Annotated in this window: 8 protein-coding genes, 4 tRNA genes and 3 rRNA genes; 12 read left to right on the forward strand and 3 right to left on the reverse strand. The window is 37.4% G+C overall.

Annotation, left to right across the window (positions count from 1 at the left end; genetic code table 11):
* The first annotated feature begins 16 nt into the window (after positions 1-16).
* From HW119_RS06155 to istB, 8 genes are all read left to right on the forward strand, one after another.
* Positions 17-1,532: ribosomal RNA gene (locus HW119_RS06155) — 16S ribosomal RNA — on the forward strand.
* Positions 1,533-1,591: 59 nt separating this feature from the next.
* A tRNA-Ile gene (locus HW119_RS06160) sits at positions 1,592-1,665 on the forward strand.
* A gap of 121 nt (positions 1,666-1,786) precedes the next feature.
* Positions 1,787-1,863: transfer RNA gene (locus tag HW119_RS06165), tRNA-Ala, on the forward strand.
* Between the two features lie 227 nt (positions 1,864-2,090).
* Positions 2,091-4,974: ribosomal RNA gene (locus HW119_RS06170) — 23S ribosomal RNA — on the forward strand.
* 141 nt (positions 4,975-5,115) lie between these two features.
* Positions 5,116-5,227: ribosomal RNA gene (rrf, locus tag HW119_RS06175) — 5S ribosomal RNA — on the forward strand.
* Together the 16S, 23S and 5S rRNA genes with 3 tRNA genes alongside form the textbook arrangement of a ribosomal RNA operon.
* Before the next feature lie 37 nt (positions 5,228-5,264).
* Positions 5,265-5,339, forward strand: a tRNA-Val gene (locus tag HW119_RS06180).
* A gap of 174 nt (positions 5,340-5,513) precedes the next feature.
* Entirely contained in the window at positions 5,514-7,076 is a 1,563-nt protein-coding gene (gene istA, locus HW119_RS06185) for an IS21 family transposase (protein WP_177762186.1), read from the forward strand.
* A 2-nt stretch (positions 7,077-7,078) separates the two neighbouring features.
* Entirely contained in the window at positions 7,079-7,816 is a 738-nt protein-coding gene (gene istB / locus HW119_RS06190; RefSeq protein ID WP_177762188.1) for an IS21-like element helper ATPase IstB, read from the forward strand.
* 143 nt (positions 7,817-7,959) lie between these two features.
* Here the strand turns inward: istB and HW119_RS06195 are convergent, their stop codons facing one another.
* Together HW119_RS06195 and HW119_RS06200 are read right to left on the reverse strand one after the other, a co-directional pair.
* On the reverse strand, positions 7,960-8,172 hold the full coding sequence (locus tag HW119_RS06195; protein WP_177762190.1) for a hypothetical protein: 213 nt from the start codon (positions 8,170-8,172) through the stop codon (positions 7,960-7,962).
* 184 nt (positions 8,173-8,356) lie between these two features.
* Positions 8,357-8,436 (reverse strand) — tRNA-Leu (locus HW119_RS06200).
* A 152-nt stretch (positions 8,437-8,588) separates the two neighbouring features.
* On the opposite strand from HW119_RS06200, the gene HW119_RS06205 reads away from it, so the two are divergent.
* Positions 8,589-9,530, forward strand: a complete 942-nt coding sequence (locus HW119_RS06205) for a ribose-phosphate pyrophosphokinase (protein WP_177762192.1) — start codon at positions 8,589-8,591, stop codon at positions 9,528-9,530.
* Between the two features lie 29 nt (positions 9,531-9,559).
* On the forward strand, positions 9,560-10,162 hold the full coding sequence (locus tag HW119_RS06210) for a 50S ribosomal protein L25/general stress protein Ctc (protein WP_177762194.1): 603 nt from the start codon (positions 9,560-9,562) through the stop codon (positions 10,160-10,162).
* Positions 10,163-10,252: 90 nt separating this feature from the next.
* On the opposite strand, the gene HW119_RS06215 is transcribed toward HW119_RS06210, so the two are convergent.
* Positions 10,253-11,140, reverse strand: coding sequence for an Omp28-related outer membrane protein (locus HW119_RS06215; RefSeq protein ID WP_177762196.1), 888 nt, complete (start codon positions 11,138-11,140; stop codon positions 10,253-10,255).
* 146 nt (positions 11,141-11,286) lie between these two features.
* Between HW119_RS06215 and HW119_RS06220 the strand changes: the two genes are divergently transcribed.
* Together HW119_RS06220 and HW119_RS06225 are read left to right on the forward strand one after the other, a co-directional pair.
* Positions 11,287-11,769: a TlpA family protein disulfide reductase gene (locus HW119_RS06220; RefSeq protein WP_177762198.1), complete on the forward strand. Its 483-nt coding sequence runs from the start codon at positions 11,287-11,289 to the stop codon at positions 11,767-11,769.
* 22 nt (positions 11,770-11,791) lie between these two features.
* On the forward strand, positions 11,792-13,483 hold the full coding sequence (locus HW119_RS06225; RefSeq protein ID WP_177762200.1) for a DUF6029 family protein: 1,692 nt from the start codon (positions 11,792-11,794) through the stop codon (positions 13,481-13,483).
* The last annotated feature ends 174 nt before the right edge of the window (positions 13,484-13,657 follow it).

Below are 13,657 nucleotides of genomic sequence, written 5' to 3' on the forward strand. Positions count from 1 at the left end.
AAATATTAAAAATTATACGATGAAGAGTTTGATCCTGGCTCAGGATGAACGCTAGCGGCAGGCCTAACACATGCAAGTCGAGGGGTAGGCATCTTCGGATGTTGAGACCGGCGCACGGGTGCGTAACGCGTATGCAATCTACCTTTTACTAAGGGATAGCCCAGAGAAATTTGGATTAATACCTTATGGTATTACGAATTGGCATCGATTTGTAATTAAAGATTTATTGGTAAAAGATGAGCATGCGTCCCATTAGTTAGTTGGTAAGGTAACGGCTTACCAAGACGATGATGGGTAGGGGTCCTGAGAGGGAGATCCCCCACACTGGTACTGAGACACGGACCAGACTCCTACGGGAGGCAGCAGTGAGGAATATTGGTCAATGGAGGCAACTCTGAACCAGCCATGCCGCGTGCAGGATGACGGTCCTATGGATTGTAAACTGCTTTTGTACAGGAAGAAAAAGTACCACGTGTGGTATATTGACGGTACTGTAAGAATAAGGATCGGCTAACTCCGTGCCAGCAGCCGCGGTAATACGGAGGATCCAAGCGTTATCCGGAATCATTGGGTTTAAAGGGTCCGTAGGCGGCTTTATAAGTCAGTGGTGAAAGTTTGCAGCTTAACTGTAAAATTGCCATTGATACTGTAGAGCTTGAATTTTTGTGAAGTAACTAGAATATGTAGTGTAGCGGTGAAATGCTTAGATATTACATGGAATACCAATTGCGAAGGCAGGTTACTAACAAACAATTGACGCTGATGGACGAAAGCGTGGGTAGCGAACAGGATTAGATACCCTGGTAGTCCACGCCGTAAACGATGGATACTAGTTGTTTGGCTGCAAGGCTGAGTGACTAAGCGAAAGTGATAAGTATCCCACCTGGGGAGTACGAACGCAAGTTTGAAACTCAAAGGAATTGACGGGGGCCCGCACAAGCGGTGGAGCATGTGGTTTAATTCGATGATACGCGAGGAACCTTACCAGGGCTTAAATGTAGATTGACGTATTTGGAAACAGATATTTCTTCGGACAATTTACAAGGTGCTGCATGGTTGTCGTCAGCTCGTGCCGTGAGGTGTCAGGTTAAGTCCTATAACGAGCGCAACCCCTGTTGTTAGTTGCCAGCGAGTCATGTCGGGAACTCTAGCAAGACTGCCAGTGTAAACTGTGAGGAAGGTGGGGATGACGTCAAATCATCACGGCCCTTACGTCCTGGGCCACACACGTGCTACAATGGCCGGTACAGAGAGCAGCCACTGGGTGACCAGGAGCGAATCTATAAAGCCGGTCACAGTTCGGATTGGAGTCTGCAACTCGACTCCATGAAGCTGGAATCGCTAGTAATCGGATATCAGCCATGATCCGGTGAATACGTTCCCGGGCCTTGTACACACCGCCCGTCAAGCCATGGAAGCTGGGGGTGCCTGAAGTCGGTGACCGCAAGGAGCTGCCTAGGGTAAAACTGGTAACTAGGGCTAAGTCGTAACAAGGTAGCCGTACCGGAAGGTGCGGCTGGAACACCTCCTTTCTAGAGATGGTTCAAGTCTCTTACTCTTTACTGTTGATTCAAAAAAAAATAAAATACAGAGTCTCGTAGCTCAGCTGGTTAGAGTACTACACTGATAATGTAGGGGTCGGCAGTTCGAGTCTGCCCGGGACTACAATTTTAATTACGAATTAGAAATTACGAATTAAAAGTATTTTATTACAAAGGAAATTTTAGAAGTTGAGAGGTTATGAATTATAACATTCGTAATTCGTAATTCACAATTAATAAAAATTGGGGGATTAGCTCAGCTGGCTAGAGCGCCTGCCTTGCACGCAGGAGGTCATCGGTTCGACTCCGATATTCTCCACCAGATGGTATCAAGATGATAGTATCAAGAATTAAGATCAAGTCTTAATGCTTTATACAAAAATCTTAATACTAATAAAAGTTCATTGACATATTGAGATACAAATTAAAAAGTAGAAAAATATTAGAAATAATATAAGCACAAAATTAGTCGAAAGACGAAAGTCAAAAAGTTAAAAGTCTTCTGACTTTAGACCTTAAGACTTTCAACTTGAAGACTGAAATAGAGCACAATAAGCAAAATAAGGGCGTATGGGGAATGCCTAGGCTCTCAGAGGCGAAGAAGGACGTGATAAGCTGCGAAAAGCTACGGGGATTGGCACACACGAATAGATCCGTAGATATCCGAATGGGGCAACCCACTATGTTGAAGACATAGTACATCGATAGATGAGCAAACCCGCTGAACTGAAACATCTAAGTAGGCGGAGGAGAAGAAAACAAAAGTGATTCCGTAAGTAGTGGCGAGCGAACGCGGATTAGCCCAAACCAATGTTGTTTCGGCAATATTGGGGTTGTAGGACCACGATATTTTAAGCAAAGCGAATTAGAATAACCTGGAAAGGTTAACCGTAGAGGGTGATAGTCCCGTATAGGTAAGCGATGTATTAGATAGTGGTATCCTGAGTAGGTCGGGGCACGTGAAACCTTGATTGAAACTGGCGGGACCATCCGCTAAGGCTAAATACTCCTGAGAGACCGATAGTGAACCAGTACCGTGAGGGAAAGGTGAAAAGAACCGTGAATAACGGAGTGAAATAGAACCTGAAACCATACGCTTACAAGCGGTCGGAGCCCATTCGTTGGGTGACGGCGTGCCTTTTGCATAATGAGCCTACGAGTTACCGTTGCTGGCGAGGATAAGTGATTCAGTCACGGATCCGAAGCGAAAGCGAGTCTGAATAGGGCGCATGAGTCAGTAATGGTAGACGCGAAACCGTGTGATCTACCCATGGACAGGTTGAAGCTGTGGTAACACACCGTGGAGGACCGAACCCGTTGACGTTGAAAAGTCTTGGGATGATCTGTGGGTAGGGGTGAAAGGCCAATCAAACTCGGAAATAGCTCGTACTCCCCGAAATGCATTTAGGTGCAGCGCTTATAGAGTTTATTAGAGGTAGAGCTACTGATTGGATGCGGGGGTTTCACCACCTACCAATTCCTGACAAACTCCGAATGCTAATAAATGCTTATAAGCAGTGAGGGCATGGGTGCTAAGGTCCATGTCCGAGAGGGAAAGAACCCAGACCATCAGCTAAGGTCCCCAAATGTATGCTAAGTTGAAAAAACGCGGTTTGTTTGCATAGACAGCTAGGATGTTGGCTTGGAAGCAGCCATTCATTTAAAGAGTGCGTAACAGCTCACTAGTCGAGCGAACGAGCATGGATAATAATCGGGCATAAGTATACTACCGAAGCTATGGATTTGACATTTAGTTGTCAAGTGGTAGGGGAGCATTCTAAACTGGGTAGAAGGTGATAGGCGACTATTGCTGGACTGTTTAGAAAAGAAAATGTAGGCATAAGTAACGATAATGCGGGCGAGAAACCCGCACACCGAAAGACTAAGGTTTCCTGAGCTATGCTAATCAGCTTAGGGTTAGTCGGGACCTAAGGCACACCCGAAGGGGGACGTCGATGGCCAACGGGTTAATATTCCCGTACTTGTTATAGTTGTGATGGAATGACGGAGTGATGAAAGCACCGCGAACTGACGGAATAGTTCGTTGAAGTACCTACCTATATCTTTAATAGTAAAATGCGTTAAGGATGGGGAAATACGATAGTACTGAGCGCCTTCGGGCAATTAGATAGTGTGCCTAAGGGCTTCCAAGAAAAGTTTCTAAACCTAGATTATAACAACCCGTACCGTAAACCGACACAGGTAGTCGAGGAGAGAATCCTAAGGTGCTCGAGAGATTCATGGCTAAGGAATTAGGCAAAATAGACCTGTAACTTCGGGAGAAAGGTCGCCAGCAGCAATGCTGGCCGCAGTGAAAAGGTCCAGGCGACTGTTTATCAAAAACACAGGGCTCTGCCAAATCGTAAGATGAAGTATAGGGCCTGACACCTGCCCGGTGCTGGAAGGTTAAGAGGAGATGTTATCTTCGGAGAAGCATTGAATTGAAGCCCCAGTAAACGGCGGCCGTAACTATAACGGTCCTAAGGTAGCGAAATTCCTTGTCGGGTAAGTTCCGACCTGCACGAATGGTGTAACGATCTGGACACTGTCTCAGCCATGAGCTCGGTGAAATTGTAGTATCGGTGAAGATGCCGATTACCCGCAGTGGGACGAAAAGACCCTGTGCACCTTTACTATAGCTTAGTATTGTTCTTGGATAAGTGATGTGTAGGATAGGTGGGAGACTTCGATCCTGCGTCGCCAGGCGTAGGTTAGTCATTGTTGAAATACCACCCTTTGCTTATTTGAGATCTAACTCGTGATACATGAGGACATTGCTTGGTGGGTAGTTTGACTGGGGTGGTCGCCTCCAAAAGAGTAACGGAGGCTTCTAAAGGTTCCCTCAGCACGCTTGGTAACCGTGCGTAGAGTGCAATGGTATAAGGGAGCTTGACTGAGAGACATACAGGTCGATCAGGTACGAAAGTAGAGCATAGTGATCCGGTGGTTCCGTATGGAAGGGCCATCGCTCAAAGGATAAAAGGTACGCCGGGGATAACAGGCTGATCTCCCCCAAGAGCTCATATCGACGGGGGGGTTTGGCACCTCGATGTCGGCTCGTCACATCCTGGGGCTGGAGAAGGTCCCAAGGGTTGGGCTGTTCGCCCATTAAAGTGGCACGCGAGCTGGGTTCAGAACGTCGTGAGACAGTTCGGTCTCTATCTACTGTGGGCGTTAGAAATTTGAGTGGATCTGATTCTAGTACGAGAGGACCGAATTGGACTAACCTCTGGTGTATCAGTTGTGCCGCCAGGTGCATCGCTGAGTAGCTACGTTGGGAAGGGATAAGCGCTGAAAGCATATAAGCGCGAAACCCACCACAAGATGAGATTTCTTTAAAGGGTCGTAGAAGATGACTACGTTGATAGGCTACAGATGTAAAGGCAGTAATGTCATAGTCGAGTAGTACTAATAGCCCGTAAGCTTATGTGCTCTAAGGAGTTGCTTATAAAGTATAGTATTAAGATTTGAGTATTAAGTATGAAGACTAAAGAAAGAATCCTCTACGAAAAAAAATGAAAAGTATCGGAAATATGTTAACAAAATATTGTTAGAGAAACCTAGCAAACCGATTTAAGGTGGTTATTGCGTCGGGGCTCACCTCTTCCCATTTCGAACAGAGAAGTTAAGCCCGATTGCGCAGATGGTACTGCATTTTAATGTGGGAGAGTATGTCGCTGCCTTTTTTTTGAAAGTCTCAATGAAAGTTGAGACTTTTTTATCGGGCGATTAGCTCAGTTGGTTCAGAGCACCTCGTTTACACCGAGGGGGTCGGGGGTTCGAATCCCTCATCGCCCACAAGAAAATCCTCATCAGTAATGATGGGGATTTTTGTATTTTCTATTTTGATGTGATTGAGTTATTGGAAAAAACGGTCAAATTGACCACCTAATTCCAGTGTAAATTGACCACCTAAAAAAAGACTCCTTTTTTCATGTTGTTAGCACTTAAATTCGTTAAAAAAACGGATTTATGGCAAACAAAATAACAGACATGAGTAAAATTAGAAAAGCAATTAAATTCCATTTAAATGGTAAGAGCAAGCTCTTTATAAGCAATTATCTGTCGCTTTCCAGAAATACCGTAAAAAAATATATTAGTTTGTTCGTTAGTTTAGCAATGAATGCTCAAGACATTGAACGCAAAACAGATTCAGAATTAGAAATCCTATTTTCTCTGAATATACCAATTACACCCAATCCTAGGTTAGAAAAACTATATAGTTATTTTCCAAAAATGGAGCGAGATCTTAAAAAGGTTGGTGTAACTGTTCAGCATTTATGGGAGAATTATTATTCAGAAAATCCTGATGGATTAAAAAGTTCTCAATTTAGACATCATTTTAATAAATGGAGTAATCGAGTGAACCCTGTTATGCATATGAATTACAAATCAGGTGATAAAATGTATGTTGATTATGCAGGTAAAACGCTTTCAATCATTGATAAAGATACTGGTGAGCTTAAAGAAATCCAATTTTTTGTAGCGATATTAGGAGCTAGTCAATACACCTATGCAGAAGCCACTTTTAGCCAACAAAAAGAAGATTTTGTAACTTCTATAGAAAATGCTATTTATTTTTTTGGTGGCACCCCCGCAGCAATTGTTCCCGATAACTTAAAGGCAGCTGTTATAAAAAGTAATCGTTTTGTGCCTACAATAAATGAAACGTTGGTTGATTTTGCTGAGCATTATCAAACTACGATTTTGCCCACTAGAGCATATAAACCAAAAGATAAATCATTAGTTGAGGGAGCTGTAAAAATACTTTATCAAAGAATTTATGTACACTTAAAGAATCAAGATTTCTTTAGTTTAGAAGACCTTAATGATGAAATTTGGAGATTACTCGATATTCATAACAAAAAGAAGCTTACCTCACGTCCTTACTCTAGGTTAGAGCTGTTTATTGAGGATGAACAAAAAGAATTGGCTCCTTTGCCACAAAATCGTTTTGAAATTAAACATCAATCGTTTGCTACAGTGATGCAAAATGGACATGTACTTTTAAGTGCAGATAAAAACTATTACAGTGTTCCTTATCAATATTTACGCAAAAAAGTCAAATTACTTTATAGCAAAACAACTGTTGAAATTTATTATAAATACAATCGTATTGCAACACATCCAAGACATTACAGACCTTATGTTTATACAACTCATGCAGAACATATGGCTAGTTCTCATCAATTTGTGGCAGATTGGTGTGCTTCCAAATTTATAGATTGGGCAAACAGTATAGATTCTATTGTTGCTGAATTGATTATTAAGATTATTGACAGTAAAAATCACCCCGAACAAGCTTATAAATCGTGTATGGGCATTTTATCTTTTGAGAAAAAGGTCGGCAAATACAGATTAATTAATGCCTGTAAACGTGCTTTAGACTACAATATTTACAGTTATAAAGCCATACATAACATTTTAGAAAATAATTTAGACAGCATTGACTCTGAATCAGAATTTGATCTAGAAATACCCATGCACAATAATATCCGAGGAAAAACTATTATAAATAACATAAAATCAATATAAATATGAATGAAGCAACAGTTATCAAACTGAACCAAATGAATTTAAAAGGTATGTGTAATGCCTTTAAATCAACTATTGAAAACGGTAATGTAGATCGTTATACTATTGATCAGATGGTATCCATACTTGTTGATGCCGAATGGGATGACCGCCACAATAGACGTATCGAAAGAAGTATTAAAAACGCAAAATTTCATTACAAAGCTAATATTGAAAGTTTAAATTTTGATTCTTCTAGAAGTCTTGACAGAACTCAAATTTTACGTTTAGCTGATTGTGAATTTGTAAACAAAAATCAAAATGTATTAATAACAGGAAGTACAGGTGTGGGTAAAAGTTATTTAGGAACAGCCTTAGGTTATCAAGCTTGTATTGAAGGATATAAAGTAAGCTACTTTAATACTTCGAAGTTATTTGCTAAACTAAAAATGGCAAAAGCAGATGGATCTTATTTAAAAGAATTAGCTAAATTAGAACGACAAGATGTAATCATATTAGATGATTTTGGACTTCAAGCATTAGATAGCCAAAACAGAATTACACTATTAGAAATAATCGAAGACAGACATAATAACGGTTCTATAATCGTTACATCACAAATCCCAGTACAAGGATGGTACGATGTCATTGGTGAAAAAACAATAGCTGACGCCATTTTAGATCGACTTATTCATAACGCACACAGAATTGAATTACAAGGTGAATCAATGCGTAAAAAAAGAAGCAAAAACAACGAATAATTTTTGACTATATTTGAATAAATCTTAACAACAGAAAAAAGTAGTTTTTAGTAAATTTTAGGTGATCAATTTCGACTGGAATTACATGGTCATTTTGAACTGGAATTAACTGCTCACTTTAAATTGGAATTGGGTGGTCAATATCACTGGAATTTGCACTTTAACTGCTGAATCTTATTTTCTAGATTTTCAATCTCTATTTTCTTGTCTTTAATCTTTATTTGCAACTTGAAAATTTGAATAGGAATGATATACTTACTTCTATTTTTTTTGTCATTATTAAGTCTAAAGAATTCTTCTCTTAACTCCTTTTCAATCTTATGTTTTTCAGCTCTTAATTTTGCAAGTTTATCCATGTGTAAAAACCTCTTTTTCTATATATAAAATTAGGTTGCTAGATGAGGTGTTTTTTGTTGTATTTTTGATTAAGAGAACAAAATACGTTTTAAATAGAGAATTTTTGTAACTGGTTTGTTACAGAAGTAAAATAAAATGTAACTAAAAATACTCATAACTAAGGAGTTATGAGTATTTGTTAAGTACCTGAGGTGGGAATCGAACCCACACTCCGAAGAACACGAGTTTGAGTCGTGCGCGTCTACCAATTCCGCCACTCAGGCATAACACTTGGTTATTATGCTTGCAAATGTAAAGCTTTATTTTTAAAAACAAATAAAAAATAAAAAAATATTCAACATTAAAATTTAATTGCTAAATTTGCAACGCTTTAAAAAAGTAGAACAACAACAACTAACTACCAAACTAGAATATAATGACACACTTTGAACCAGAAGCAAAGATATTTGCTTGTTCACAAAGTAAAGATTTAGCGGAACGTATTGCTAAAAATTACGGAATCGAATTAGGAAAAGTTACATTATCGCATTACAGTGATGGTGAATTTCAACCTTCATTTGAAGAATCTATTCGAGGAATTCGTGTTTTCTTAATCTGTTCAACTTTTCCTTCATCTGATAATTTGATGGAATTGTTGTTGATGATTGATGCTGCAAAAAGAGCATCGGCTCGTCATATTACAGCTGTTATTCCTTATTTTGGATTAGCGCGTCAAGATAGAAAAGATAAACCACGTGTGCCGATAGGAGCAAAGTTAGTTGCTAAAATGATCGAAACAGCTGGAGCGACTCGCGTAATGACTATGGATTTACATGCAGATCAAATCCAAGGTTTCTTTGAAAAGCCTGTTGATCATTTATATGCTTCGACGATTTTCTTGCCTTACGTAGAATCTTTAGGTTTAGAAAATTTAACTATCGCGTCTCCGGATATGGGAGGTTCTAAAAGAGCTTATGCATATGCTAAATATTTAGGTTCTGAAGTAGTAGTTTGTTACAAACAACGTAAGAAAGCTAATGTTATCGAAACAATGGAATTGATAGGTGATGTTAGTGGTCGAAATGTTATCTTGGTTGATGATATGGTTGATACTGGAGGTACTTTGGCAAAAGCGGCTGATGTTATGATGGAAAAAGGAGCTTTAAGTGTAAGAGCAATTTGTACACATGCTATTTTATCTGGAAATGCATTTGAAAAAATTGAAGCTTCTAGTTTAACAGAATTAATTGTTACCGATTCTATTCCGTTAAAACGACCAAGTGACAAGATAAGAGTTTTAAGTTGTGCTGAGTTATTTGCAGATGTTATGCATATGGTGCAAAATAATAACTCAATAAGTAACAAATTTATAATGTAGTATTTTATTAATTTTATATATATTTTAAAATGAAATCAATTTCAATTAAAGGACAAGAAAGAGAAAGCGTGGGTAAAGTATCTACTAAAGCTGCACGTAATGCTGGATTGGTTCCTTGCGTAATTTACGGAGGAGGAGAACCAGTACATTTCACAGCTGAAGAGAAAGCTTTCAAAAGCTTAGTTTACACTCCAAACGTACATACGGTTGTAGTTGAATTAAACGGAAATACTGTTGATTGTATTTTACAAGACATTCAGTTTGATCCAGTATCTGACAAAATTTTACACATCGATTTTTATAAATTAGATGCTGCAAAAGAAATTACTATGGAGGTTCCTGTAAAAGTTGAAGGAAATTCTAAAGGTGTTATGGCAGGTGGTGTTTTACGTTTAAACCAACGTAAATTAAAAGTAAGAGCTTTACCAGCTAATTTACCTGACTTTGTTGTAGCTAATATTACTGAGTTAGAAATGGGTAACAAATTATATGTTACTTCTATTCCTACAGATAACTTCAAGTTATTACACCCAGATAATACAGTTGTTGCTCAAGTAAGAGTTTCTCGTGCTGCAATGAAAGCTGCTCAAGAAGCTGCGAAAGCAGAAAAAGGTGGAAAAAAGAAAAAATAATCTTTTCTTTCAAAATAAAAAGGCTCCGAAAAATCGGAGCCTTTTTTATGGTTAAAAAAAACTACTTCAAATTTGAAGTAGTTTTAAGTTTTAGTTTAAGACTTGGTATTCCACAGTTTGGTTAGCATGAGCTGACTGTACGTTTAATACTTTGCCTGATGAATCAGTTACAAATACAACTACTTCAACTTTTGATAAATCGTTGTTGAATAATGTATAAGTGATAGATTGATCTCCTTTAACAACTTCTTGTCCAGCAGTTACGCTTCCAAGAGTATTTCCTGTAGCGGTTCCAGAAACTCCACGTAATACATCATTATGAACAAAGTTTGCGCCTGCTCCATCAAAATAACCAGTTGAATTACTTTGTGGGCTTTGCGGTGTTACAACTCCGTTTTCAATAACATAGATTGTGTATTTTAAGTTTTCGTATCCTTGACTGAATTTAAAACTTGCAGAAATTGTACCTCCTGTGGTTGTTAAACTCGAAGAAATCTTAACTCCAACCATTGAACCTTGTTGATTAATAGCATTGAAAACTTGTGCTAAATTATTGTTTTCAGGAGAGGTCCATTTATTTGTTCTATTGATTAAACCAAAAGGATAACCTGTTAAGCCGTAACTTTGTGTGAACATATTGTCTAGAGTTACACCTGCAGGAATTTGCATTGGATCAGGATATTGAGGGATACCTGCATGTATTGCTACTGCTACAACTTTGTTGCCGTGATTTGCATTTTCTTTTGATTTTTGAATAGCATAACTTACTCTTGGGCAATATTGACACCATGTTCCTGTAGCATCTTCAATTAAAACTTTGTGTTGGTATCTTGCTGAAGTTGTGTTTCCATTTCCATTTCCATTTCCATTTCCATTTCCGTTCCCATTTCCATCTCCATCGTCAGATGATGAACAAGATATACTGAATACTCCAATAGTTGCAGCTAGCAACATGCTTAAAAATAATCTTTTTTTCATTCTTTTCTTAGTTTAAAATATGTGGTTTTTGTAAAATGTAATTCTTTCAATAAAATGTAAATATAAAAATATTTTTCAAAAAAAAACAAACATAAAGAAACAATATGTTTATATTTGGATAATATTTATTAAACAATAACAAAAAAATGAAACAATTTATTACTTTAGTTTGCTTTATGTGCGCTTCGTTTGTATTTGCACAATCTAAACTTCCAAATGTTACTTTAAAATCTATTGATGGAAAATCTATAAATTTATCATCGTATAATTCTAAATCTAAGCCGGTCATTATTAGTTTTTGGGCTACTTGGTGTGGGCCTTGTATTAAAGAATTGAAAGCAATTAATTCTGTTTACGACAAATGGCAAAAAGAAACAGGGGTAGAATTGGTTGCAGTTTCAATTGATGATGCTAGAACAAAAAATCGTGTTAAATCACAGGTTTCTGGAGCTGGTTGGGATTATACTGTGTTGATAGATGATAATCATGAGCTAAAACGCGCAATGAATGTTGTGAATGTACCTTATACTGTTATTGTGTATGAAGGAAAGATTGTTTATTCACATTCAAATTACACGCCTGGAATTGAAAATGATATTTACAAAAAATTACAATCATTAGTTAAGTAAGGAGTAAAATATAATTTCAGTTATGTTTAAAAAGGTTGTATTAGCCGGTTCATTGATTTTAACGTCAATGAGTTATGGACAGTTAAGAGTTGGAATTGAATCTAATTCGCAATATTATGTCGATGATTCAAAAATCAAATTAGAAGAAAAGGAAAGGGATGAACGTTTGCGTTCGAATAATTATATAAAATTAGATTACGCAATTAAAAATTTTGAATTTGGATTACAAGGTGAGGCTTATTTTCCAAAAGCAATTTTGAATTTCAATCCTGAATATAAAGATTTTAATGTAGGAACTATTTTTGTTCGATATAATAATTCTGAAAAAGGAATTGATGTAACCGCAGGTCATATTTATGAGCAGTTTGGTAGTGGTTTGGCTTTACGTTTTTGGGAAGATCGTGCATTGGGAATCAATAATGCGTTATTCGGAGGTAAAGTAAAATATCGTTTTGGGGAATCAATAACAGCTAAAATTGTAGGTGGTAAGCAGAGAGTTGGAATGGGGTTTGATCTTTCTGATGGAGTTGTTTACGGTGCAGATTTAGATGTTGATTTGACTAATTTATTAAATAAAGAAGATTATACCATTAAGCTTGGAGGTTCTTTTGTAGGGAGATACGAAGATATTACTGAGTTTACTCCAAGCGCTCCAAAGACAGTAAATGTGTTTGGTCCAAGAGTAGATTATTTTGGAACTAATTTTAATGCAAGTGTTGAATATTTGTTTAAAACTAAAGATGTCCATGTTGAATCTGGAGATGTTCAAGAAGGAATTCAAAGAGATGGTCAATCTTTATTAGTTAATTTAGGATATAATTCAGGTGATTTCGCTGCGAATGTTAATTTGAGAAGATTGGAAAATTTTTCTTTTTATTCAGAACGTGGATTTGCTGGAAATGTGTTTAATTATGGTATGATTAATTATGTGCCGTCGTTGACAAAGCAATATGATCATTCTTTACAAAATATTTTTGTTTATCAGGCGCAACCTCAGATGGTTTATTATGTCGCTAATAAAGAAAAACAAGGAGAAATTGGTGGACAGTTTGATGTTTTTTATGAGGCTAAAAAAGGATCTTTTTTGGGAGGTGAACGTGGTGCAAGTTTTGCTATAAACGGGTCGTATTGGGCAGGATTGAAAAACAATGTTTCTAAAACGATAACTCAAGATGAATGGGGAAATGATGTTGAAATTGTTGGACTAAATGCTCCATATTTTGGTTTCGGAAACAAATATTATAGTGACTTTGGTATAGAGTATAGAAAACCAATGTCAGATAAGTTTAGTACTATTTTTACGTTCTTGAATCAATATCATAATAGTGAATTTATTACAGAAAAACCATATCAAGTAAATGCACAGACTCTTGCGGCTGAAGGAACCTATTTTCTTTCTGAAACAAAATCTGTAAGACTTGAATTACAACACCAGTGGGCGGATTCTGAAAGAGGAAATTGGGTTGGAGGAACAGCTGAGTATATTCCTAATTCAACTTGGTCATTTTTCGTACATGATATTTACAACTATGGTACAGATAAGCCAAACGAAAAGTTGCATTACTACAGTTTTGGAGGTGCGTTCACTAAAGGTGCGACTCGAATTGCAGCAAGTTATGGGCGTCAACGTGGAGGTATGATGTGTGTTGGAGGTGTTTGTCGTTACGTACCGGAAGCTGCAGGTTTTACTTTAAATATTACGACTAATTTTTAAAAATACAAAAGCATCTTTTCGAAGGTGCTTTTTTTGTATGTAAAAAATTAATAATTAATACATTAAATTAAAAAATATTTGTAATTTTGCAAACGTTTTACAAGGTAAAGGGTTTTTTGTAAAACATTAAAGTTCAATATATAACATCTTCTGTTGTTAATTTCCTTTAAAAAC

This window comes from Flavobacterium sp. I3-2 (assembly GCF_013389595.1).
Classification (GTDB): Bacteria; Bacteroidota; Bacteroidia; order Flavobacteriales; family Flavobacteriaceae; genus Flavobacterium.